Annotated in this window: 22 protein-coding genes; 20 read left to right on the forward strand and 2 right to left on the reverse strand. The window is 42.8% G+C overall.

The window, feature by feature from the left end; translation table 11 throughout:
• The 10 genes from CR194_RS12405 to CR194_RS12450 all read left to right on the forward strand — a co-directional run.
• Nucleotides 1–209: hypothetical protein (locus CR194_RS12405; protein ID WP_146035948.1), on the forward strand; the 209-nt coding region annotated here is incomplete at its 5' end.
• 191 nt (nt 210–400) lie between these two features.
• Nucleotides 401–1,579 (forward strand): acetyl-CoA C-acetyltransferase, encoded by a 1,179-nt coding sequence (locus CR194_RS12410; RefSeq protein WP_110610015.1) that lies wholly within the window; start codon nt 401–403, stop codon nt 1,577–1,579.
• Nucleotides 1,580–1,643: 64 nt separating this feature from the next.
• The gene (locus CR194_RS12415; protein ID WP_110610016.1) at nt 1,644–2,495 is read left to right on the forward strand and encodes a 3-hydroxybutyryl-CoA dehydrogenase; all 852 of its coding nucleotides are present in this window, start codon (nt 1,644–1,646) and stop codon (nt 2,493–2,495) included.
• Between the two features lie 16 nt (nt 2,496–2,511).
• Nucleotides 2,512–3,654, forward strand: coding sequence for an acyl-CoA dehydrogenase (locus tag CR194_RS12420; RefSeq protein WP_110610017.1), 1,143 nt, complete (start codon nt 2,512–2,514; stop codon nt 3,652–3,654).
• A 58-nt stretch (nt 3,655–3,712) separates the two neighbouring features.
• Nucleotides 3,713–4,855: an acyl-CoA dehydrogenase gene (locus CR194_RS12425; protein ID WP_110610018.1), complete on the forward strand. Its 1,143-nt coding sequence runs from the start codon at nt 3,713–3,715 to the stop codon at nt 4,853–4,855.
• 70 nt (nt 4,856–4,925) lie between these two features.
• On the forward strand, nt 4,926–5,894 hold the full coding sequence (gene meaB / locus CR194_RS12430) for a methylmalonyl Co-A mutase-associated GTPase MeaB (RefSeq protein WP_110610019.1): 969 nt from the start codon (nt 4,926–4,928) through the stop codon (nt 5,892–5,894).
• A gap of 4 nt (nt 5,895–5,898) precedes the next feature.
• Nucleotides 5,899–6,582: a TetR/AcrR family transcriptional regulator gene (locus CR194_RS12435; RefSeq protein ID WP_110610020.1), complete on the forward strand. Its 684-nt coding sequence runs from the start codon at nt 5,899–5,901 to the stop codon at nt 6,580–6,582.
• 2 nt (nt 6,583–6,584) lie between these two features.
• Nucleotides 6,585–9,833: a fused isobutyryl-CoA mutase/GTPase IcmF gene (icmF, locus tag CR194_RS12440; protein WP_110610488.1), complete on the forward strand. Its 3,249-nt coding sequence runs from the start codon at nt 6,585–6,587 to the stop codon at nt 9,831–9,833.
• 238 nt (nt 9,834–10,071) lie between these two features.
• Nucleotides 10,072–10,572, forward strand: coding sequence for a DNA-directed RNA polymerase subunit delta (gene rpoE, locus CR194_RS12445; RefSeq protein ID WP_110610021.1), 501 nt, complete (start codon nt 10,072–10,074; stop codon nt 10,570–10,572).
• Nucleotides 10,573–10,956: 384 nt separating this feature from the next.
• Nucleotides 10,957–12,564 carry a CTP synthase gene (locus tag CR194_RS12450; protein ID WP_110610022.1) on the forward strand — a complete coding sequence of 536 codons (1,608 nt, stop codon included), beginning with the start codon at nt 10,957–10,959 and terminating at the stop codon, nt 12,562–12,564.
• Nucleotides 12,565–12,648: 84 nt separating this feature from the next.
• Here CR194_RS12450 and CR194_RS12455 read toward each other — a convergent pair whose 3' ends face one another.
• Nucleotides 12,649–13,164 (reverse strand): DUF2529 family protein, encoded by a 516-nt coding sequence (locus tag CR194_RS12455; RefSeq protein WP_110610023.1) that lies wholly within the window; start codon nt 13,162–13,164, stop codon nt 12,649–12,651.
• A 343-nt stretch (nt 13,165–13,507) separates the two neighbouring features.
• On the opposite strand from CR194_RS12455, the gene CR194_RS12460 reads away from it, so the two are divergent.
• The 8 genes from CR194_RS12460 to CR194_RS12495 all read left to right on the forward strand — a co-directional run bounded on the left by CR194_RS12460 (nt 13,508) and on the right by CR194_RS12495 (nt 21,357).
• Nucleotides 13,508–13,876: a response regulator gene (locus CR194_RS12460; RefSeq protein WP_110610024.1), complete on the forward strand. Its 369-nt coding sequence runs from the start codon at nt 13,508–13,510 to the stop codon at nt 13,874–13,876.
• Between the two features lie 277 nt (nt 13,877–14,153).
• On the forward strand, nt 14,154–15,017 hold the full coding sequence (gene fba / locus CR194_RS12465; RefSeq protein ID WP_110610025.1) for a class II fructose-1,6-bisphosphate aldolase: 864 nt from the start codon (nt 14,154–14,156) through the stop codon (nt 15,015–15,017).
• A gap of 99 nt (nt 15,018–15,116) precedes the next feature.
• Nucleotides 15,117–15,761, forward strand: a complete 645-nt coding sequence (gene fsa / locus CR194_RS12470) for a fructose-6-phosphate aldolase (protein WP_110610026.1) — start codon at nt 15,117–15,119, stop codon at nt 15,759–15,761.
• Between the two features lie 201 nt (nt 15,762–15,962).
• Entirely contained in the window at nt 15,963–17,249 is a 1,287-nt protein-coding gene (locus tag CR194_RS12475; RefSeq protein ID WP_110610027.1) for a UDP-N-acetylglucosamine 1-carboxyvinyltransferase, read from the forward strand.
• A 373-nt stretch (nt 17,250–17,622) separates the two neighbouring features.
• Nucleotides 17,623–18,900: a transcription termination factor Rho gene (gene rho / locus CR194_RS12480; RefSeq protein ID WP_110610028.1), complete on the forward strand. Its 1,278-nt coding sequence runs from the start codon at nt 17,623–17,625 to the stop codon at nt 18,898–18,900.
• Between the two features lie 200 nt (nt 18,901–19,100).
• Nucleotides 19,101–19,340 carry a type B 50S ribosomal protein L31 gene (locus tag CR194_RS12485; RefSeq protein ID WP_110610029.1) on the forward strand — a complete coding sequence of 80 codons (240 nt, stop codon included), beginning with the start codon at nt 19,101–19,103 and terminating at the stop codon, nt 19,338–19,340.
• Nucleotides 19,341–19,690: 350 nt separating this feature from the next.
• Entirely contained in the window at nt 19,691–20,317 is a 627-nt protein-coding gene (locus tag CR194_RS12490) for a thymidine kinase (protein WP_110610030.1), read from the forward strand.
• A gap of 551 nt (nt 20,318–20,868) precedes the next feature.
• Nucleotides 20,869–21,357 (forward strand): hypothetical protein, encoded by a 489-nt coding sequence (locus CR194_RS12495; protein ID WP_110610031.1) that lies wholly within the window; start codon nt 20,869–20,871, stop codon nt 21,355–21,357.
• A 69-nt stretch (nt 21,358–21,426) separates the two neighbouring features.
• Here the strand turns inward: CR194_RS12495 and CR194_RS12500 are convergent, their stop codons facing one another.
• Nucleotides 21,427–22,755: a CoA-disulfide reductase gene (locus CR194_RS12500; protein ID WP_110610032.1), complete on the reverse strand. Its 1,329-nt coding sequence runs from the start codon at nt 22,753–22,755 to the stop codon at nt 21,427–21,429.
• A gap of 209 nt (nt 22,756–22,964) precedes the next feature.
• Here CR194_RS12500 and prfA point away from each other — a divergent pair, with 209 nt between their 5' ends.
• Together prfA and prmC are read left to right on the forward strand one after the other, a co-directional pair.
• On the forward strand, nt 22,965–24,032 hold the full coding sequence (prfA, locus tag CR194_RS12505; protein ID WP_110610033.1) for a peptide chain release factor 1: 1,068 nt from the start codon (nt 22,965–22,967) through the stop codon (nt 24,030–24,032).
• A gap of 5 nt (nt 24,033–24,037) precedes the next feature.
• Nucleotides 24,038–24,916 carry a peptide chain release factor N(5)-glutamine methyltransferase gene (prmC, locus tag CR194_RS12510; RefSeq protein ID WP_110610034.1) on the forward strand — a complete coding sequence of 293 codons (879 nt, stop codon included), beginning with the start codon at nt 24,038–24,040 and terminating at the stop codon, nt 24,914–24,916.
• Nucleotides 24,917–25,215 lie beyond the last annotated feature (299 nt).

Raw genomic sequence — 25,215 nt, forward strand, 5'->3', positions numbered from 1 at the left:
AAGACACAGGCACCCGCGTGAACGAAGCGAGAACAGAACAAGCTCTTGCTACCTCTTCAAGCGTAATCGGCAGTGCTTGTCCATACTGTCTCACGATGTTAAGCGATGGAACAAAAGCGAAAGAAGTCGAAGAAGATGTAAGGACAATGGACGTTGTAGAAATATTAGAAAAATCAATAGTAAAAAAAGAAGAAGTGGTTTCGGTCTAACAAACGCAAGTAATCAGGCGTGAAACAGCTGCTAAGAGGTTCGGGTGTCTCACTGAAAAAATACGAGACATCCGAATCGTTATGTTTTACAATAAGAATAGAAATCAAATGTAAGCGCTTTATCATTCTGTGTTAATCCCGAGTGAGCGTTCGTTCATCAATCACTTTAAAATTTGAGGAGGAATGGATTCATGAGTAAAACGGTTATTGTCAGTGGGGCTAGAACACCTGTAGGGAAATTAGGTGGAGGATTATCTGGTTTTTCAGCATCTCAATTGGGTGGTAAAGCGATCAAAGCGGCCTTGGAGAGAGCAGGACTAGAAGGGAAAGATGTTGGCCATGTGATTATGGGCTCAGTTCTTCAAGGGGGACAGGGGCAGTTGCCGTCCAGACAAGCTATGTATGAAGCTGGTATTCCTTGGGAGACAGAAACAGAAACAATCAATAAAGTGTGTGCTTCAGGCATGAGAAGTGTGACCCTTGCAGATATTCTTATTCGATCGAAGGAACAAGATACGATTGTGGCTGGAGGCATGGAATCCATGAGTCAAGCGCCATTTTTCGTTAAAGGAGCGCGGTTTGGCTTTAAAATGGGGGAACAGAAATTCCATGACATGATGATCCATGATGGATTGACGTGCACATTTACAGGCGTTCATATGGGGAACTACGGTAATACGGTAGCGAAAGAGCATAATTTATCACGTCAGGCGCAAGACGAATGGTCTTATCGAAGCCACCAAAAAGCAGGAGATGCCATTGAGTCGGGGAAATTTGCGGAAGAAATTGTCCCAGTGGAAGTTCCTCAGCGAAAAGGAGATCCAGTCTTAGTGGAGCATGATGAATCTCCACGAAAGGATACCTCTATGGAACGGTTAGCTAAGCTAAAGCCAGTTTTTGGTTCAGACGGGACCATCACAGCTGGAAATGCTCCGGGTGTCAATGACGGGGGGGCAGCTCTCGTATTAATGTCTGAGGAGAAGGCGAAAGAAAAAGGGTTAGATTCGTTAGCAACAATCCTCGCCCACACTCAGCTGGCCGTTGAACCAGAGAATTTCCCAAAAACACCGGGACTTGTCATCAATAAATTATTAGAAAAAACAGGAAAGTCATTAGCTGAAATTGACTTATTTGAAGTGAACGAAGCATTCGCAGCCGTATCTCTAGCAAGCGGACAAATTGCGGATCTTGATCCAGATAAATTGAACGTCAACGGTGGTGCAGTCGCACTTGGTCATCCAATTGGGGCGAGCGGAACGAGGATTATTTTGACACTTGCTTATGAGCTAAAACGCAGGGGCGGTGGCATTGGAATTGCTGCGATCTGTAGCGGTGGAGGCCAAGGTGACGCGGTCATGATCCAAGTATAAATAGTCGCTAAACCTCCAGTTTGAATCGAAACGGAGCCAATACAAGAAGGAGTGTGTGGAAAAGATGAGTATTCAAAGAGTCATGGTCATAGGTGCAGGGCAAATGGGGTCAGGGATTGCTCAAGTGTGTGCCATGAGTGGCTATGATGTGACCTTACATGATTTAAAAGAAGAGTTTGTCGAAAAAGGGCTCAATGGAATAAAGAAGCAGTTGCAACGCCAAGTAGATAAAGAGCGAATTACAGAAACGGACATGGACCGGTTTTTAAGGCAGGTTCAAGCATCTACCGAGTTAAGTAACGCAAAAGACGCAGATATCATTATAGAAGCTGCTGTTGAAAATATGGATATTAAGAAACAGTTGTTTGTTCAATTAGATCAATTTGCGCCAGATCATGCTATTTTAGCAACGAATACATCCTCACTACCTATCACGGAAATTGCAGCCGTAACGAAACGGCCGGAGCAAGTCATCGGCATGCACTTTATGAATCCTGTTCCTGTCATGAAGTTGGTTGAAATTATTCGAGGATTAGCAACGACCGATGAGACTTTCAATACTGTAAAAGAGATGGCAGAGTCATTGAAGAAGACAGCTGTGGAGGTAAATGATTTTCCTGGGTTTGTATCGAATAGAATTCTTATGCCGATGATTAATGAAGCGATTTACACGGTGTTTGAAGGCGTTGCTTCTCCTGAAGATGTGGACGAGGTCATGAAATTAGGCATGAATCATCCGATGGGTCCGTTAACCTTAGCAGACTTTATTGGACTGGATACATGTCTCTCTATCATGGAAACGCTTCATGAAGGATTTGGTGACGATAAATACCGACCATGTCCCCTATTACGGAAGTATGTGAAAGCCGGGTGGCTAGGGAAGAAAGCAGGCAGAGGTTTTTACAACTACAGCTAAGTGAGAGGTGACATCGATGAATCTAACATGGACAGATGAACAACAAATGATGAAGCGGATGGTCCGACAGTTTGCTGAAGAAAAAGTAGCAAAAGCAGCTGAACATATGGAAGAAACGGATGAATTTCCACGAGAGATCGTAAAGGAAATGGGAGAACTTGGGTTGATGGGGATCCCTATCCCAGAAAAATATGGCGGATCAGAAATGGATTATGCTTCTTATATTCTGGCAATTCAAGAGCTTTCTCGAGTAAGTGCTGCTGTTGGAGTGATTTTATCCGTGCATACCTCTGTAGGCACCAATCCGATTCTTTATTTTGGTACGGAAGAGCAAAAGAAAAAATATCTTCCAAAACTCGCTTCTGGTGAATATTTAGGTGCTTTTGCCCTTTCTGAGCCCGGTGCTGGTAGTGACGCCGCTGCCATGAAAACAACGGCAAAAAAACAAGGGGATCATTACATTCTAAATGGTTCCAAAGCGTGGATTACCAGTGGCGGTGAAGCGGATACGTACATTGTTTTCGCGAAGACAGATCCTTCTGCAGGAAGCAAAGGGGTCAGTGCGTTTATCGTTGAGAAAGATTTCCCTGGTTTTCATGTGATGCCAAAAGAAAAAAAGATGGGCCTTCATGGATCAAATACGACGCCCCTTTCTTTTGAAGATTGTCAGGTGCCGGTGGAAAATTTGTTAGGAAAAGAAGGCCAAGGCTTTAAGATTGCCATGGCCAACTTGAATACTGGGAGAATCGGTATTGCCGCCCAATCCCTCGGGATCGCTGAAGGGGCGTTAGATGCTGCGGTAGCCTATGCAAAGGAACGAAAGCAATTTGGCAAGCCAATTGGAATGATGCAAGGAATGTCCTTTAAACTTGCTGATATGGCCACTATGTATGAAGCAGCGAAACTATTAACTTATCAAGCAGCAGACTTGGTTTCTCGAGGCCTGCCTGCAGGAAAGCAAGCGTCTATGGCTAAGATGTACGCATCTGACGCAGCGATGAAAATTACGACGGAAGCCATTCAAGTTTTCGGTGGCTATGGCTATACGAAAGAGTATCCAGTTGAGAGATTTTTCAGAGATGCAAAAGTTACGCAAATTTATGAAGGCACGAACGAAATTCAGCATATTGTGATCGGAAACCATTATTTAAGAGATTAAGTATACGAGAATGGTAGAGCAGCTAACAGCCAAAGTGAAAAATAGGGGGATATAAAAGATGAATTTTCAACTAACCGACGAACAGGAAATGATTCGAAAGATGGTCCGTGATTTTGCTAAGAATGAAGTAGAACCTACGGCAGCAGAAAGAGATGAAGAAGAACGATTTGACCGGGCCATTTTTGATCAAATGGGTGAACTAGGCCTGACAGGGATTCCTTGGCCAGAAGAATATGGTGGAATTGGTGCAGACTATGTGAGCTATGTGATTGCTGTGGAAGAATTGTCGAGGGTTTGTGCTTCAACGGGCGTAACGTTATCGGCCCATCTATCCTTAGCAGGCTGGCCGATTTATACATTTGGTACAGAGGAGCAAAAGCAACAGTTCTTGCGGCCAATGGCGGAAGGGAAGAAGATGGGTGCTTACGGATTAACGGAACCGGGATCAGGAAGCGATGCGGCTAATATGAAAACAACCGCCAAGCGTGATGGAGATGATTATATCCTTGATGGCTCTAAGATCTTCATAACAAATGGAGGCGAAGCGGATATTTACGTGGTATTTGCTATGACAGATTCGGATAAGAAGCATAAAGGTTGCACGGCGTTTATCGTCGAAAAAGGAATGGAAGGCTTCTCGATGGGTAAAAAAGAGAAAAAGCTGGGAATTCGCTCCTCCCCAACTCTTGAAATCATCTTCGACGGAGTCAGAGTCCCATCTGCTAACCGCCTTGGAGAAGAAGGCGATGGATTTAAGATTGCGATGATGACGCTCGACGGTGGACGGAACGGGATTGCAGCGCAAGCAGTTGGGATTGCTCAGGGAGCACTTGATGCATCGGTCAATTATGCGAAAGAGCGAAAGCAGTTTGGAAAGCCAATTGGAGCTCAACAAGGAATCGGCTTTAAAATTGCCGAAATGGCGACGAAAGTTGAGGCTTCTAGACTTCTGACGTATCAGGCTGCCTGGAAAGAATCTGAAGGGCTATCTTATGGTAAAGAATCGGCAATGTCTAAACTTTTCGCCGGAGACTCAGCGATGGAAGTAACAATTGAGGCGGTCCAAGTATTTGGCGGATACGGGTATACGAAGGACTACCCAGTTGAACGATACATGCGTGACGCAAAAATCACTCAAATATACGAAGGAACGAATGAAATTCAGCGTCTTGTTATTGCAAAAATGTTGCTGAAAGATTAACGAACAGTGACTGATTAGGCTGCCATACCATGTCTATATACCGAGCAGAGTAAGAAAGGATGTGGACCCGATGGGGAAAATAAACATCGATGCCCTTTTAAAAGGGCATCACCGCCCTTTAGCGAAAGCGATCTCCATCGTGGAAGATCGTAAACAAGAGCATCGAGCACTAATGGAGGAAATCTACCCCCATACTGGGCATTCACACATAATTGGTGTAACAGGTTCACCAGGAGCGGGGAAAAGCTCTCTTGTGAACGGTCTCGTCCAGCATTGGCGTCGTAACAAGAAGACGGTGGCAGTTGTAGCTGTTGACCCTACAAGTCCTTTTTCTGGTGGCGCCCTTCTTGGTGATCGAATTCGCATGAAAGATCATGAAGACGATGACGGGGTGTTTATTCGCAGCATGGGGACGAGAGGGAGTCTTGGCGGTTTATCTGAAGCTTGTCAGGATACAGTTAGACTGATGGAAGCAGCGAAGTTCGACAAGATTGTCATTGAGACCGTTGGGGTCGGCCAATCAGAACTGGATATTATGAAGACAGCCGATTCCATTGCTCTCGTCTTGTACCCTTCCGGTGGAGATGTCATTCAAGCATTCAAAGCCGGAATCATGGAAATTGCTGATTTGTTCATCATTAATAAAGCGGATCTTCCAGGAGTCCCTCAGTTAAAAGGGGAACTGGAAGATTTGTTGCATATAACTCACGTTCCCGGAAAGTGGGAACCGCCTATAATATCCACGGTTTCAACGGAAAAAGAGGGATTGAAGGAAGTGATTGATGCTTTGGCTCAGCATCATCAGTACCTCATTTCTTCAAAAACAAAAAGTGAGCGAAGGCTCAGTCAGAAAGAAACGGAAGTTGAACGAAGGCTTATGGAAAGAATCAAAGATGAACTAGCTCCGCTTATTCAGAAGGAACTGCTACAAGAACACGGGGATGCTAAATCGAATGGGCAAGGCCTAGACCCGTACCAATTAAGAGATAGAATTTACAAACAATGGCGGAAACAGGTTAGGGAAGAGAAAGGAGAGTGATTGTTTGAAAAAGAAAGATGTGCCTTCGTTAGTAAAAGACGAACGTTTGATCAAGAAGCGGCGGGATCAAATAGTCAAAGCGGCTGTTCACCTTTTCAACCAAAAAGGCTACCACAAGGCGACTACCCGAGAAGTAGCCCAAGCTTCTGGCTTTAGCATCGGAACATTATATGAATACATTGGTTCAAAAGAAGACATTCTTTATCTCGTTTGTGATGCCGTATATGATGAAGTCGTTGAAAAGTGGGAAACGTTAATGGATGAAAATTTACACGGCCTGGATCGTTTGTACCAAGTGATCGAAGCTTATTTTCGTGTTGTGGATGACTTGCAAAACGAAGTTCTTGTCATGTATCAAGAATCCAAATCATTGTCAGAGGAAGCCCTTTCCTATGTATTGGAAAAAGAAATGAGAATGAAAGAGATGTTCGAAAAGGAATTGATAAAAGCAAAGGAGTTGGAACTGATTCAAATAGAGGAAGGACAACTTTCTATGGTCTGTCATAACATTCTTGTTGCCGGACATATGTGGACTTTCAGGCGCTGGGCTCTGCACAAGGAATACACGATTGATACGTATTGCAAATGGCAAATTAATCAATTGTTTTACGGTTTAAGTGTAAACAAGTCAGCTACAAAAACGATCACAAAGGTTCAACAGAATCTAGAAACGGAGGGGACCGTATGAGTATGTACCAATCAACACATCCAGTGAGATTTGTGACTGCATCCAGTCTGTTTGACGGTCATGATGCGTCAATTAATATCATGAGAAGAATGCTCCAAGCCTCTGGAGCTGAAGTGATTCATCTAGGCCATAACCGATCGGTGGATGAAATCGTCCAAGCAGCGATCCAAGAAGATGTGCAAGGCATCGCCATTTCTTCCTACCAAGGCGGGCATGTAGAATATTTCAAATACTTATTCGACCAACTGAAAGAACGAGATGCCGGTCACATTCAAATTTTCGGTGGCGGTGGAGGAGTCATCATCCCTTCAGAAATTAGAGACTTGCACGAATACGGCATTAAGCGGATCTTCTCTCCAGAAGACGGAAGAAAACAAGGACTTCAAGGAATGATCAACGACATGATAAAGGCTTGTGATTTTTCCACAAGTTCTTTACGAGAGCTTTCAACGGAAGGCTTTCTGAGAAAAGATAGTGGTTCCGTCGCTCGTTTCATTACCGTAGCTGAGAAAAAGGCCTTTGATGAAGAGATGACAAAAGACGAGCTAGAAGTGTTTCAGAAAGCGATTATGGAAGGAGAACTTCCAAAGGCCCCTGTCCTAGGTATTACTGGAACTGGTGGAGCAGGGAAAAGTTCATTAACCGATGAACTGGTTCGGCGTTTTCTCCTAGCCTTCCCAGACAAAAAGGTGGCCATCTTATCAGTGGATCCTACGAAAAAGAAAACAGGTGGGGCCTTGTTAGGCGACCGGATTCGGATGAATGCGATTCATTCTCCGCGAGTGTATATGCGTTCCTTAGCAACCAGAGACAGTCGTCAAGAATTATCTAAAGCCATTAAGGAAGCAATTCCTGTTGTGAAACGAGCTGGTTTTGATCTAGTTATTGTAGAAACAAGTGGAATTGGACAAGGGGACGCTGCTATTACAGAGGTAGCTGACCTATCCATGTACGTCATGACCAGTGAATTTGGTGCCCCGACCCAGTTGGAAAAAATCGATATGATTGATTTTGCTGACCTTATTTCTATTAATAAATTTGATCGAAAAGGTTCTGAAGATGCCTTGCGGGAAGTTCGCAAGGCTTATCAGCGCAGTCATACCCGTTTTGAAGAAAACCCAGAAGAAATGCCTGTATTCGGAACGATGGCTAGCCAATTTAATGATCCGGGAACGAATCGACTTTTTTATGAGATGATTCAAATCATGAATGTTAAATGTGGTACGGACTGGTATACAGAGCTAGGCAAAATGGATGAAATACAGCTGCGAAATGCAGTAATCCCACCGGAACAAATTCAGTATTTAAGAGAAATTGCCCAGACAGTAAAAAGCTATCACCAACAAACGTTAACGGAAGTGAAAAAGGCCCGACGCTGGTTTCAAATCCAAGGAACGCTTGATGCCTTAAAGGAGCACGAGGGCGTGGAAGTAGATCAGGCGGGACTTCTAGAACTGCGTGATCATTACCGGAATGCATTACTCCCTGATGTGAAGCATGCATTAGATACGTGGGAGGATAAGAAAAAAGCCTATAAAGAGAATCAGTTTATAACGAAAATTCGCGATAAGGAAATCGTTACAGATTTAAAGACTCGCACGTTATCTGGCCTTGATATTCCCAAAGTTTCGCTGCCCTCTTTTGCTGATTATGGAGAGATCGTTCGTTGGATTCGAAAAGAGAATGTACCAGGAGAGTTCCCTTATACAGCAGGGGTGTTTCCATTTAAACGAAAAGGGGAAGATCCGAAACGCCAATTTGCTGGAGAAGGGGGACCAGCTAGAACAAATAGGCGGTTTCACTACTTATCAGAAGGCGACGATGCGAAGCGGCTTAGCACGGCCTTTGACTCTGTGACGCTATACGGGGAAGATCCAGGCCACAGACCAGATATCTATGGAAAAATAGGCGAAAGCGGTGTGAGTATTTGTACATTAGATGATATGAAGACGCTCTACGATGGTTTCGATTTAGTTGATCCGTCTACGTCTGTATCGATGACAATCAACGGTCCGGCCCCAATTATCCTTGCCATGTTTATGAACACGGCGATGGATCAGCAAATGGATCGTTTCCGAGAGAAAGAAGGAAGAGAACCAACAGAGGAAGAAGCTTCTACGATTCGTTCGAGCACATTAGCCGTCGTTCGGGGAACGGTACAGGCAGACATTTTAAAAGAAGATCAAGGGCAAAATACTTGTATTTTCTCAACAGAATTTGCTTTACGCATGATGGGAGATATTCAACAGTATTTCATTGATCAAAAAGTTCGGAATTACTACTCGGTTTCAATCAGCGGCTACCACATTGCAGAAGCGGGTGCGAATCCAATCAGTCAGCTTGCATTCACATTAGCGAACGGGTTCACTTATGTGGAGTATTATTTAAGTCGAGGGATGAACATTAACGATTTCGCTCCGAACTTATCTTTCTTTTTCAGCAACGGACTTGATCCTGAATACACGGTGATTGGACGTGTTGCTCGTCGTATTTGGGCAGTAGCAATGAAAAATAAATATCAGGCGAACGAACGAAGCCAAAAGTTAAAGTATCATATCCAAACATCAGGACGATCTTTACACGCTCAAGAAGTAGATTTCAATGATATCCGCACCACACTGCAAGCGTTGCTGGCGATCTATGATAATTGTAACTCTCTTCATACAAACGCCTATGATGAAGCTGTCACGACTCCTACAGAAGAAAGTGTACGACGGGCGATGGCGATTCAAATGATCATTACGAAGGAAATGGGACTGGCTAAGAACGAGAACCCTCAACAAGGCTCATTTATTGTTGAAGAGTTAACGGATTTGGTTGAAGAAGCGGTTCTTCTGGAACTAGAGCGGATGAATGACCGTGGAGGAGTTTTAGGTGCAATGGAGACCCAGTACCAACGAGGGAAAATACAAGAGGAATCTCTCTTGTATGAGACGAAAAAACATAGCGGGGAACTGCCGATTATTGGTGTAAATACGTACATGAATCCAAATCCTCCTTCTGAAGAGGACTTTGATATGGAGCTGGCTCGTGCTTCAAGTGAAGAAAAACAGGCGCAAATTGATGATCTTCGACAATTCCAACAAGACCACGAGGGCGAAGCGACAGCAGCATTAGAACGCTTGAAAAAAGTGGCCCTTTCTGGAGGGAATTTGTTTGAGGAACTGATGAACACAGTTAGGGTTGCAAGCCTTGGCCAAATCACTGGAGCATTATACGAAGTAGGCGGGCAATATCGAAGAAATTTATAGACGGATATCTCAGACTGGCTACCGGGTTCGGTGGCCAGTTTTTTCAGGGCATTCCAACTAACTCGACACAACGAAATGAATTCTTCACCTTCCTCTAGCATAAATGGTAGAATTGTGTTTATAATGGAAGGTATGGATTTAACACAATACGAACTATGACTTACACAATATGAAAAAAACAAAACATCGTTTTTATCAATACGAAATTGTTAATTAATGGTGAAAGGAAGTGCCAATGATGGGTATAAAAGATTACACAGAAGAGCAGTTACATGAGATTTCGATGATTGAAGTGGCCTACGAGCTTCTTGAAGAACAGAAGAAACCAGCAGAGTACCATGCGTTATTAAAGCGTGTAGGAGATGTGAAAAAGCTTCCAGACGAGCAGTTAACAAGTAGAATTTCTCATCTATATACGGAAATGTCTATAGATGGACGTTTCGTAAACTTAGGTGACAATAGCTGGGGACTCCGTTCATGGTACCCGTTTGACCAAACGGAAGAAGAACTTTCTCAAGCAGCTACCAAAGCACGCAAAAAGAGAGCGAAAGAAAAAGAGGAAGAAGACGATCGGTTCGATGAAGATCCTGAAGACTACGATGCGTTCGAAGATCTTGAAGATGAACTGGATGAGTTGGCGAATGAAGAAGATACAGATTTCGAAGATCTTGATGAAGACGACGATTACGCAGATAGTGTAGACGGAGATCTAGATGATGAAGAGGACGAAACGAAATAAAATCGAACTTGACTTTTCCTGTCGATCTCGCTAAAATCATTTTTGGGCTTCACTAAACGAATGATCAAATAGAACGAAGGATATAGAGAATTTTTTTACAAATGTAACATTCTCTTTTAAACAAAAGTGCCCCCTCTATGCAGTCACAAGAGGGGACTTTTGTTTTTTTTAGTTATAGCTCTGATGTCGCTGGTGAGCAGGTTGTGTTCACGGAGCGTAGCTATATAGATTTGGTGGTTCTTATGAACTGAATTGGGATGATGAGCCCTTTCGTTTTGTGTGGAACGAATGGTTTGGCTCTACCGTCAAATGCTAAGTAAACACACCCTTTACCCCGATAACCAAAGAAGACCAATAAATAACGAAAAAGCGAGGGATTAGACTATGTCAACAAAGTATATTTTTGTCACAGGCGGAGTGGTGTCGTCATTAGGAAAGGGAATTACGGCCGCTTCACTAGGGCGCCTTCTAAAAAACCGAGGATTGAAAGTGACGATTCAGAAGTTTGATCCATACATTAACGTGGACCCAGGGACGATGAGTCCTTACCAGCACGGGGAAGTGTTTGTAACTGATGATGGAGCAGAAACCGATTTGGACTTAGGTCACTATGAGCGTTTTATTGATATTAATCTAGGTAAGTACAGCAACGTGACCACAGGAAAAATTTATTCCTCCGTTTTGAAAAAGGAACGCCGGGGTGACTACTTAGGTGGAACAGTACAAGTAATCCCTCATATCACAAATGAAATCAAAGATCGTGTCTTCCGAGCTGCTCATGAAGGCAATCCGGACGTCGTTATTACTGAAATTGGTGGAACTGTAGGGGATATTGAGAGCTTGCCTTTCCTAGAGGCGATTCGACAAATTAAAAGCGATGTAGGCGCTGAAAACGTCATGTATATACACTGTACATTGATCCCGTATTTGGCTGCTGCAGGAGAAATGAAATCCAAGCCGACACAACATAGTGTGAAAGAACTTAGAAGTCTTGGTATTCAGCCGAATGTCATCGTTGTTCGTACGGAACGTCCAGTTCCCGAAGAAATGAAGGATAAGATTGCGTTATTCTGTGACATCGACAAGCATGCTGTCATCGAAGCGAGAGATGCTGATACTCTTTATCAAGTGCCTTTAGATTTACAAGCGCAGAAATTTGATGAGTTCGTTTGTAATTATTTAAATCTTTCATGCAATGAAGCTGATATGACCGAATGGTTAGGTCTAGTAGAAAAAGTAACGAACTTAACGAAGAAAATTCGTATCGCCCTTGTAGGAAAATATGTGGCCCTTCCAGACGCCTATTTATCTGTGGCAGAAGCGATGAAGCATGCAGGTTACGCTTTTGATGCCGATGTGGAAATTGAATGGGTGAATTCCGAGGAAATCACGAAAGAAAATATTGCTGATAAATTAGCAGCTGTGGATGGAATTCTAGTTCCAGGTGGATTTGGTGATCGAGGGATTGAAGGAAAAATCGATGCCATTGAGTATGCTCGAAAAAACAACGTTCCCTTTTTAGGAATTTGTCTTGGTATGCAGTTAGCTTCCGTCGAATTTGCCAGAAATGTTCTTGGTTATGAAGATGCGAATTCTGCTGAATTGAACCCGGAAACGAGTCACGCAGTCATTGACCTTTTACCAGAGCAAAAAGATGTAGAGGACTACGGTGGAACGTTACGACTTGGTTTGTACCCGTGTAAACTACAAGAAAATACTAAAGCTTATGCAGCTTATGACGAACAAGTCATTTATGAACGTCACCGTCATCGCTATGAATTCAATAATCAATACCGCGAGCAAATGGAAGAGAAAGGGTTCATCTTCTCAGGTTTAAGTCCTGATGGGCGCCTTGTGGAGATCGTCGAAATTGAAGACCATCCTTTCTTTGTGGCATCTCAATTCCACCCAGAGTTCGTCTCTCGTCCAACAAGACCGCAACCATTGTTTAGAGAATTTATCCGTGCCAGTGCCGGAGAACCGAAAGAATAAGATAGATGATGCCTCTGAAGGAGCTGCCGCGCTAGTAGCTCATTCAGAGGCATTTTTTGTTTGTTTTTTAGAGGAAACGAACCTTTAATCCAGTTCCGTATGTTCTTCCAACATCTCCATCACTGCAAAATATAATTTATAGTAAAGGTGAAGCCCAATCAGCAAGTGAGGACTTCCGATTCGATTCCCTGATTCCATAGGCACAAGACCATTCTTCACACCTGTCGTAAACGAAAAATCCAGATCGACTACTGAAGAGTCCTCTATGTTAGAATGAATACCAATGACAGTTGATTGACCTTGAACCGCCTTGTTGGTTAAAGTTTCAATCATGTTTTCAGATAGGTCTTGGGACATCACGACAAGGGTATCCATCGCTGAAAAAGATGTTGATTCATCTGCAAGAAAGCTATCTGCAATGCGATCTTCTCCTAAGCAGGCTTGGGTCACAATTCCTTTCATTTCGTTTTCACCGTACCAGTAAATCCTTCCATCACTAACGATGCTTTGTGCAAGAATTCTTGCTGCATCTTCAATGTCTTCATCGTATTGCGTCAATTTTTCTGTTAGTGCTTTCAATTGTGTGTCAAATATTTTCATTGTGACTATCGTTCCTCTCTATTTTTACTTAGTATCGTCATTTTAACAGGCGTCAATAGGAAAAGCACGCTAGGGAGAAGTAGGGATATTTCATACATATTGTTCTTTAAAAAGAACATAATCCAAGAAAACAGTTGTACTTTATCGAACAGACCGCTATAATTGTATCTAAAGTCATGATAAAAAGGTATTTAATTACATAAAGGTCGCTTGATAGCCAATATTTGCTACATTTGGTAGAAGGAATTTGCCTTCGGAATCTCGAACCTATTAATGACTAGAATGGACAATTATGTCATTTTAATTTTCGATAAAGATTACAAGACTAAAAGGAGGATGTGCTGTGGAAGAAAAATTATTGATTGTAGATGATCAATTTGGGATACGGGTATTGCTTAAAGAAGTTTTTGAGAAGGACGGATACGAAACGTATGATGCATCCAACGGTGTGCAGGCATTGTCGATCATAGAAGAGCATAATCCAGACTTAGTGTTGTTAGATATGAAAATACCTGGAATGGATGGACTGGAAATTTTGAGAGAAATCAGAAAGAAAGAATTGACGACCAATGTGATTATGATGACGGCTTATGGCGAATTGGAAATGATTAACGAAGCAAAGAAATTAGGAGCGATTGCGCACTTCGCGAAGCCCTTTGATATTGATGAAGTAAGGAATAAAATTCGAGATTTTTTTCAATCAATACAATAAATATCACAATAAATATCGTCTGTTCTTGAATTATTCATATTCTTTTCGTGAAAAATACAGGCTATATGCTATAATGGTTTTGTGAGTCTGGCTGTATGGATTGGCCGTGACAATGATCGTTCATGGTCATTTTTGTTGAGAACGCCCGAAATGTACAAATGATTAAGATGGTGATGAACCTCGGTTCGCTGCTAATCTTATTATTTGTATGTTTGTTCTGTATAAATCTTTTACAGTCAGGTGAATACCGCACGGAATTCAAAGGAGGAACTTAAGAATGCCTTTAGTATCAATGAAAGAAATGCTCGAAACAGCAAAAGCAAACTCATATGGAGTTGGTCAATTTAACTTGAACAACCTTGAGTTTACACAAGCAATCTTGCAAGCTGCAGAAGAAGAACAATCTCCAGTTATTTTAGGTGTATCTGAAGGAGCTGCTCGTTACATGGGTGGATTCCACACTGTTGTAGCGATGGTTGAATCTTTAATGGCAGAATACGAAACAACTGTACCAGTGGCGATCCACTTAGACCACGGTTCAAGCTTCGAGAAGTGTGTAGAAGCGATGTATGCAGGTTTCACATCTGTAATGATCGACGGTTCTCACCACCCTCTTGAAGAGAATATTGCTTTAACAAAAAAAGTCGTTGACGTGGCTCACTCATTAGGGATTTCTGTAGAAGCTGAACTTGGTCGTATCGGTGGTCAAGAAGATGACCTTATTGTTGATGATGCAGAAGCAGCTTATGCAATTCCTGCAGAGTGTGACCAGTTAATCCGTGAAACGAATGTAGATTGCTTTGCTCCTGCATTAGGATCTGTTCACGGTCCATATAAAGGCGAACCAAACCTTGGTTTCGACCGCATGGAAGAAGTTTCAAACTTAACAGACGTTCCACTTGTTCTTCACGGTGGAACTGGAATCCCGACTCATGATATTAAAAAGGCGATTTCCTTTGGTACAGCTAAGATCAACGTAAACACAGAGAACCAAATCACTTCTGTGAAGCGTGTTCGTGAAGTATTAAATGAAAATCCTGACATGATCGATCCTCGTAAATACCTTGGACCAGCGCGTGAAGCGATTAAAGAAACAGTCATCGGTAAAATGCGTGAATTCGGTTCTTCAGGTAAAGCGTAAGTTAAATAATGTGTAGCACCAACACTTGTTGGTGCTACTAATAATTCTTCTAAGTAAGCGTTATCATGGTATTCTAACTCTAATTGGAGAGGTGAAAGAATGAAATTTTTCATAGATACGGCAAATATAGATGAAATTAAAGAAGCCCATTCATTAGGGATTTTAGCTGGAGTCACGACAAATCCATCCCTTGTCGCTAAAGAAGGGATTGATTTTCATGAACGGCTAAGAGAGATTACCAGTTTTGTTTCGGGCTCTGTCAGTGCTGAAGTGATTGCCACAGATGCAGAAGGCATGATTGAAGAGGGGAAAGAACTGGCCGCGATTGCGCCTAATATTACCGTGAAAGTACCGATGACATTAGAAGGTTTGAAAGCTGTTCGGGCGTTCAGCGAGCTAAATATAAAAACCAATGTTACCCTTGTTTTCTCGGCAAATCAGGCTTTGCTAGCTGCGAGAGCAGGTGCTTCATATGTGTCTCCTTTCCTCGGAAGACTGGATGACATCGGGCAGAATGGACTGGATTTGATTACGACGATCTCAGAAATGTTCATCATTCATGATATCGACACGGAAATTATTGCTGCATCGATTCGTCACCCGCAACACGTCACTGAATCGGCTCTTAGAGGTGCCCATATCGCCACGGTTCCCCTAAAGGTAATTGGTCAGCTTGTCCAACATCCTTTAACAGATGCTGGGATTGAGAAATTCCTTTCCGACTGGAATAAAGCTAATAATTAATGAATAGGTTTGAGCTGGACTCAAACTGAGAATAAGATAAAGAAAGGCACCTTTTAAAAGGTGCCTTTCCTTCTATCTCCAAACAAAAGATTTTTCTTTGAAAATGACTGTCTAAATGACATGAACATCGTGTAAAATGGAGATTAAGAAAATGAGTAAATGAAGATAACTTAATGTAAGACAGAAGGGAAGCTGTTTTTTATGGACAAACTATTGGTCGAAGGCGGGCATCCTTTAGAGGGAACCGTTCAAATCAGTGGAGCAAAAAATAGTGCGGTGGCGCTTATTCCGGCCGCTCTTATGGCTGATTCAACAGTAACAATTGATAATCTGCCCGACATATCTGATGTAGAAACGCTGTCATATTTACTTGAAGAAATAGGTGGGAAAACAGAGTTGGATAACGATACCCTCGTCATTCATCCTGAAAATATGTTTTCCATGCCTCTTCCAAATGGCCGGGTGAAACAACTGCGAGCCTCTTATTATATGATGGGAGCGATGCTGGGTAAATTTAATAAAGCGGTGATCGGATTGCCGGGTGGATGTAACCTTGGACCGCGTCCGATTGATCAGCACATTAAAGGTTTCGAGGCATTGGGAGCGAAAGTTACCAATGAACAAGGAGCGATTTATCTCCAAGCGGAACAACTGACAGGTGCTAGGATTTACTTGGACGTAGTCAGTGTTGGTGCAACGATTAACATTATGCTTGCGGCAGTAAAGGCTAAAGGGCAAACAATCATTGAAAATGCAGCGAAAGAACCGGAAATCATTGATGTAGCAACCTTGCTCACAAGTATGGGTGCAAACATCAAGGGTGCGGGGACAAATGTGATTAGAATCGATGGAGTAGACAAGTTAGAAGGGTGTCGCCATTCGATTATTCCAGACCGAATTGAAGCGGGGACTTATATGATCATTGCTGCTTCAATGGGTAAAGCTGTAACGGTCGATAATGTGATACCTCTCCACTTAGAGTCGCTAAGCTCTAAATTACGGGAAATGGGCGTACATGTAGAGGCAAAAGACGATTCCATCTACATAGAAAGCCGAGATAAGCTAAGTCCAGTAGACGTGAAAACTCTTGTCTACCCTGGTTTTGCTACGGATTTACAGCAGCCGTTTACGAGTTTGCTCACGAAAGCAGAAGGTTCTAGCATGGTAACAGATACCATTTATGGGGCTAGGTTCAAACACATTGATGAATTAAGACGAATGGGTGCGAACATTAAAGTTGAAGGGCGCTCGGCTCTTGTAAATGGAGGTTCACGTCTTCAAGGTGCAAAAGTGAGAGCCAGCGACTTAAGAGCAGGAGCTGCTTTGGTTGTAGCCGGATTAATGAGTGAAGGTGTCACCGAAATCACCGGCGTGAACCATATTGACCGCGGATATGCTAAGTTGGAAGAGAAATTAAAAGGGCTTGGCGCAAATATTTGGCGTGAAGCATTGAATGCACAAGAATTAGAAGAGATCAAAAGCTCATAATCGATCGACTTAAAGTAAAGCATCGATTTATTGATGAAAAGCATTTTTTTCGAAAAAACCTGATTTAATCATACGCTGAGGGTGAATTCCCTCAGTGCTCTTTTCATTGAAAGAGAGTTTATCCTTGTGTAAATAGGGGAAATATGCTTAGATGAAGAGTGTACAAGCCATCCAGCATGGCTCAATATAAGACTTTTTCAACGATAAAATCCCTTCCTACCTCATGATACTTCATAATCAGCTTCTGGTTTAAACATCATCCAACATTCCAGACTCAAACTCAAACAGGTATAGAATTCCATAAAATGAAGTCGTATTCCCTGAGGTTAAACATGTAACAGGAAACGAATATAGAAAAGGTGTGATGAAACGCATGGGCGTGACATTGAAAGAAATGGAGCATATGAAGCTCAAAGAATTATATCAGTTGGCGAAAGAACACAAAGTTCAGTATTACAGCCAGCTAACGAAAAAAGAATTGATTTTTGCCATTTTCAAAAAGCAGGCAGAAAATGAAGACTTGATGTTCATGGAAGGCATCCTTGAGATTATCACCTCAGAAGGTTTCGGCTTCTTACGATCGAATACTTATAAGCCGAGCACTCAAGATATTTATATCTCTGCATCGCAGATCCGCCGCTTCCAATTGAGAAACGGAGACAGCGTCTCTGGGAAAGTAAGAAAACCAAAAGAGAATGAACGTTACTACGGATTGCTTCAAGTGGCTGCAGTCAATGGGGAAGATCCTGAAAAGGCCAAAGAACGTCCTCACTTTCCACAACTTACTCCTTTATATCCGGATCATAAACTTACATTAGAGTACCAACCTAACATGATCGCCTCACGTGTGCTTGATATGATTTCTCCTGTAGGGTACGGCCAGCGTGGTCTCATTGTTGCACCGCCGAAAGCAGGGAAAACGCTCTTGCTGAAAGAAGTAGCTAATAGCATTGCTAAAAATCATCCGGAAGTAGAACTCATGGTCCTGTTAATTGATGAGCGTCCTGAAGAAGTGACTGATATGGAACGATCCGTAAAAGGAGAAGTTGTCAGCTCAACGTTTGATGAAGTTCCGGAAAATCATATTAAAGTAGCTGAACTGGTTTTGGATCGGGCGATGCGTCTAGTTGAAGCGAAGAAAGACGTGGTCATTCTGATGGACAGTATTACTCGTCTTGCCAGAGCTTATAACTTAGTCATCCCGCCAAGTGGACGAACACTCTCCGGTGGTATTGACCCGGCCAGTTTCCACCGTCCAAAGCGATTCTTTGGTGCAGCAAGAAACATTGAAGAAGGTGGAAGTTTAACGATTCTTGCCACAGCACTTGTTGAAACGGGATCTCGTATGGACGACGTGATTTACGAAGAGTTCAAAGGAACAGGAAACATGGAACTTCACCTCGACCGTAAATTGGCTGAACGACGGATTTATCCAGCCATTGATATTCGTCGCTCTAGTACGCGCCGCGAAGAATTGCTATTACCTAAGAAACAAATCGAAAACTTATGGGCGTTCAGAAAAACGATGAACGACCAGCCCGATTTCCTCGATCGCTTCTTGAAAAAAGTTCGGAATACAAAAACGAACGACGAATTTTTCGAGGCTTTTGAGCAGGAGAAAACAAGCAAGCCTCGTGTTCGCAATACGTAAAGGGGTTTCGACTAGAGATGCGTGTCTTTTAGTCGGAATCTAAAAGACAACCGAATGGATCGATTTATAGAATCTTTTAAATCTAACTATTGCTTTCTTAGCAATCTGTTGTTATAATTTCGTCATGTGTGAAAAAGGTCTAAATAGACTGGAATTGTAACTCTGTTTCGAAAGATTCAGGGCGGAAGGAGATGAAAAGCATGAGAGAAGGAATTCACCCGAATTATCGTAAAGTGGTCTTCAAGGATACAAGCACAGGTTTCATGTTCTTGACAGGATCTACTCGTTATTCAAAAGACACAGTTGAGTTTGAGGGCGAAACATACCCGCTAATCAACGTGGAAGTAAGTTCGGATTCCCACCCATTCTACACAGGTAAGCAAAAGTTTGCCGATGCAGGTGGACGTGTGGACAAGTTCAAGAAGAAATACGGTATGTAATCAAACAACCACATCATCAAAACAGGCAAGGGTTGCTCTTGCCTGTTTTTTTTGCCTGAAAAAGAGAAATGTTCCATTAAAATAGATGTTTTCACCCCTATAAAGCGTTGATTAGAGGGGATCATTCTCGTCATAAGATTACATAATAAGCTATCAATTTTTTTTGTGGGGTAGCTTTTTGAAATAACATGTAAATCGACTTAATTCGAAAAAATTCATTGTTTTGTGACTGCCTCAGCGACTATAATAGAGAAGTCATTAGTTCGAATTTTATCGTGGACAGAATATAAATTACACAGCAATGAAGCGCGAAATACACCGAAAACACAAGAGAACGGGAGAGTCTTAACATGCATTTAACAAGGAGAGAAGGCTGGTTGGAAGTCGTATGCGGAAGTATGTTCTCGGGGAAATCCGAAGAACTGATTCGACGAGTGCGAAGAGCCAGTTTTGGGCGCCAGAAGATTCAAGTTTTCAAGCCGCAAATGGACAACCGTTACAGCGAAAAAGAAGTGGTGTCCCACAATGGTACGAAAGTGTATGCCTATCCAATCCAAAAAGCAACGGACATTCTCGATCAATTAGAGAAAGACACGCAAGTCGTAGCGATTGACGAAGTTCAATTCTTCGATGGTCAAATTACCGATATTGTTCAAAACTTAGCCGATGAAGGAATCCGCGTCATTGTCGCCGGATTAGATCAGGATTTCCGTGGAGAACCCTTTGGCTATATGCCAGCGCTCATGGCTTTAGCAGAAACGGTAAGTAAACTCCAAGCCATTTGTTTATCATGTGGCTCTCCAGCAAGTAGAACTCAACGCCTCATTGATGGCGAACCTGCCTCCTATGACGATCCAATCATTCTCGTTGGAGCATCGGAATCGTACGAGCCTCGTTGCCGTCATTGTCATGAAGTTCCAGGGCATCCCACGTTAGACAATTTAAAAGATCAGCAGACGATCACTGCCAGCAAATAATCTTCATCCCTCACATTTAGTGGGGGATTTTTTTGTTTTTGGTGGTGTGGGTGTTTGGGAGAAGAGTTTTGACTTATCGGTAGAAAATGGAGGGGCACGAGTTAAAGGAGGTCGATAAAAAGATTTATCGGTAGAAAAAGGAGAGGATCGAGGTAAAAAAGGTCGATAAAAGAGTTTATCGGTAGAAAATGGAGGGGCACGAGTTAAAGGAGGTCGATAAAAAGATTTATCGGTAGAAAAAGGAGAGGATCGAGGTAAAAAAGGTCGATAAAAGAGTTTATCGGTAGAAAACGGAGAGGCGCGAGTTAGAAGAGGTCGATAAAAAGACTTATCGGTAGAAAATAGAGAGGGGCGAGCTGAAAAAGGTCGAAAAGAAAGTTTATCGGTAGACATAAGAGAATAGTCAGGGAAAAACAGCCGACACCCTTAAACAGCAAACACAAGTTCTGAAACTTACTTCTCTTCAAAAAAAGTTCGTACTAAAAGCATTCTCAGTCTTTTTGTATGGAATTACCTTGAGGCGGAAAACCTATTCTGTAAGAGGTGATCAGATGAAAACGAAACAAATCATAATCTGTTTATTAATAACATGCATTTTCTTAGGGGCCTGCAATCAGCCGAAGCCTCCTGAGGTTGAAGGGGAAGTGCAAGCTCAGTTTCATACGGAAGTGAAGAGAAAAGACTGGGGGAGAAGTTTATTTGGACCAGGGCCTGCTAGCTATGGAACGATTGCAAAACAAGGGGAACCCTACGATCCGGCGACGGAATCTAATGTGACAGGGAAGAGTTTCCGATCATTAAATACCCCTCGTCAAACGGAGGCGGATGACCAAGAAATGATTGAGAGTGTCATTTATGATATACAAGGAGTCACTCCTGGTATGGTCATTTTAATTGGTGGGAGGGCCTGGGTGAATGTCATGTTCGATGAGAATTTAAACCAGCAGCAACAAGATCAGTTAGTGAATGAGATTGAACAGAAATTAATAGATGCCAACCCTCGATACGACTATGAGGTTATTGTCAATTTATTTAATTGAAAATGAAAGAACGTAAAAGAAACCCTCAGCTTGTTTGAGGGTTTCTTGACTGTTGTTACCTCTTACCTTCTAAAGTCGTCTAGCTCCTTGTTGCAAGGGATCCCATGTAGAGTTGTACGGCGGTGCGTAGCTAATATCCAAGTTTTCCATGTCTTCAGTTGTCATGCGGTGGTAAAGGGCCGTTGCTGCTACATCAATACGCTTATCGACACCACTTTTCCCAACGGCTTGCACGCCTAATAACTGGTCCGTTTGTTTATGCTTGATCATCCGCATGAATAATGGGTTGTCACCAGGATAATAGGATGCATGAGGGGCTGTTTCAAAGCCAATGACTTCGTAATCGATCTCCAATTCTTTCGCTTCGTTTTCGCCTAATCCTGTTTTTCCGATGGTTAGATCAAAGAACTTTACAATTGATGTGCCAACCATACCCTTAAATGTTTTCGTGTTTCCGGCTATGTTCGAACCAGCTACTCGTCCTTGTTTATTGGCATGAGTGCCGAGAGGGATGTAATCATTTTTTTCTTTTAAGCGGTGGTACTGAGTTGCACAATCCCCTGCAGCGTAAATGTTTTTTACACTCGTTTCCATGTAAGGGTTCACGACGATTGCACCGGTTTCGTGCAAGTGCATCCCAGTGTTTTTGACGAAATCGCTGTTTGGCTTAACTCCGATGGCGACGATGACCATATCGGCACGGTACTCTCCTTGATCAGTTTGGATCAATTCTACCCGCTGATCCCCTTCAAAAGACTTCACTGATTCGCCAAGGACGAGCTCGATCCCTTTCGCTTCAGCTTCTTTCTGAATAAACTCGCTGATTTCTTCGTCATAAACCGTTCCGAGACGTTCAGATAAATCGATGATCCGAACTTTTTTACCTTGTTCTACGAAGTTCTCAGCTACTTCAAGGCCGATGTATCCTCCTCCAACAACGGTCACATTCAGGACGTCTTCTTGCATATCTGTGACGATTTTTTCAGCATCGGGAATGGTTTTCAACACGTGGATGCCTTCTAGCTCGCTTCCATCAAACGAAGGGAATACAGGAGAAGCGCCACTGGCAATTAAAAGCTTATCGTAAGCTACTTCGAACGGCTCTCCGGAATCTGTGACGATTCCTTTTACTATCTGATTTTCTCCATCCACATCTTGAACTTCGTGATAGATACGGGCATCAATTCCGTGCTCTTCTTGGAAAACTTCACGCGCTCGAGCAATCAAATCATCACGCTCTTTCACAATGCCTCCTATGTAATAAGGTAATCCACATTGAGCGTAGGAGTAAATCGCCCCTTTTTCCAATACGGTTACTTTCCAGTCCGGCTGTGCGCGAACCACTTGCATCGCAGCGCTCATTCCGGCAGCGTCTCCGCCTATGATCACCACATTCATGATATCTCCTCCTCTAAAAAAATATGTAACTGACTCATTAGTTTAGTATTCCACAAAAAGGACAGAGAAAAACGCATACTTTACGGGGTATGAAAGGCCGTTGATTTATCTTCTCGAAAAAGACCGGTAGAATAACCGATTGCTTTTCAACCGCTAAGGTCCTATACTATAGAAAGACTAAAATGAGTCATTAAAATGAGGTGAAGAATGTGTTTGACCGCCTACAATCTGTAGAAGACCGATATGAAAAACTGAACGAATTGTTAATGGATCCTGATGTTATTAGTGATAATAACAAGCTCAGGGAATATTCTAAAGAATCATCGGATTTACAAGACACCGTTGAAACATATCGAAAGTATAAAGAAGTAAAAGGTCAATTAGCTGATGCTAAAGAGATGCTAAGTGACGGGTTAGATGATGAAATGCGCGAAATGGTTAAAATGGAACTGGAAGAATTGGAAGACCTGATTCCTGATTTAGAAGAGAAGTTACGTCTTCTCCTTCTTCCGAAAGACCCAAATGACGACAAGAATGTCATTGTTGAAGTTCGCGGAGCGGCAGGGGGCGATGAGGCTGCTTTGTTCGCTGGTGACCTTTACCGAATGTATTCTCGTTATGCCGACGCTCAAGGGTGGAAAACAGAAGTCATTGAATCCAACGAAACAGGGATTGGTGGCTTTAAGGAAGTCATCTTTATGATCAACGGAAAAGGGGCTTATTCTCGTATGAAATATGAGAACGGTGCTCACCGTGTTCAGCGTGTTCCTTCGACTGAATCTGGGGGACGTATTCATACATCTACAGCAACAGTAGCTGTTTTGGCTGAAGCTGAAGAAGTAGAAGTAAATATTCACGATAAAGATATTCGAGTAGACACTTTTACGTCTAGTGGCCCGGGAGGACAAAGTGTAAACACGACCATGTCCGCTGTGCGACTAACTCACTTACCAACCAACACAGTTGTATCGTGCCAAGATGAAAAATCGCAAATTAAGAACAAAGAGAAAGCGATGAAAGTTTTACGGGCGAGAGTGTATGATAAGTTCCAAAAGGAAGCCCAAGCAGAATATGATGAACACAGAAAGTCTGCTGTTGGAACTGGAGATCGTTCTGAACGTATTCGTACGTATAATTTCCCGCAAAGCCGTGTCACCGACCACCGAATCGGTCTGACAATTCAGAAGTTGGATCAAATTCTTGAAGGGAAGCTCGATGAAATCATCGATGCGCTCATCGTTGAAGAGCAATCCTCTCTCATGGAAAATGCGGAGTAACAGCGATGAAAAAAACATTTAAAGTATACGAAGCCCTCAAATGGGCTTCGTCTTTTTTAGAAGAGCATCATTATGAAAAGGAAATCGGCCACCGACTTTTACAGCACCACACTGGCTGGTCGAGAGCCCGAATGCTTGCAGAGATGCATACCCCGTTAAACGAGGCAGTAAGCGAGTTTTTTATCGAAGACGTAAGACGGGCAGCATCCGGGATCCCTGTCCAACATATAACCGGAGAAGAAACCTTTTATGGACGAGCTTTCACCGTTAACGAGCACGTTTTGATTCCCCGTCCGGAAACAGAAGAGCTCATTGAGGCCGTCGTCGAGTCTGTAAATGACATCTTTTCTGGAAAACTGGAGACGGCACCGTTGAATATCATCGATGTAGGGACTGGGAGCGGAATCATTGCTATCACCTTGTCTTTAGAGTTGTCACAGAGTCGCGTCCTAGCTTCAGACATCTCCTCCGAAGGCCTCGCTGTCGCGAAACAGAATGGGATCAACTTAGGTGCCGAGGTAGCTTTTTCTGAAGGAGATTTATTGGACCCGTTTATAACTGCAGGGGAAAAAGCTTCCGTCATCGTGTCTAATCCTCCTTATATTCCTGAAGGGGACCGGGCAATGATGAAAGAAAACGTGAAAGATCATGAGCCGGAGATGGCCCTTTTTGCAGGAGTGGACGGACTTGATATTTACCGTCGTCTCGTGAAGCAAATTCCTTATGTTCTTAACCTTCCTGGAGTGGTAGCTTTTGAAATTGGTCATGATCAAGGAGAAGCGGTACGAGAACTTCTCTTGAAAGAACTACCGCCTACATCCAACGTGAGAGTGTTGAACGACATGAACGGCAATCAGCGGATTGTCTTAGCAAAAGTTTGGTAATCAGTTGAGTAACCTTTCTCCTGTACAACGGGAGAAAGTTTTTTGTTGTTTAGGGGTAATCCGATCGATGATATTGGGTTGGATGTTATCGTGAGCTCAACTGTAGCCAGTTTGAGAGTGACTTTAGTCTGTTTGGAGGTTTTTGTAGTCGATTTGAGGAGTTCTGTATCCAGTTTGAGCTAGTTTGTAGCCCCTATAAGTATTTTGCCCACCTTTCAACCACTGCTGTCCGAATTTGTCGGACGAATCATTGTTTAGTACCTTTCTCTCGTGCCAACAATGAGTAGCATAAGGGAGGG

It is taken from the genome of Salipaludibacillus keqinensis (assembly GCF_003226325.1).
In the GTDB taxonomy this organism is placed as follows: domain Bacteria; phylum Bacillota; class Bacilli; order Bacillales; family Salisediminibacteriaceae; genus Salipaludibacillus; species Salipaludibacillus keqinensis.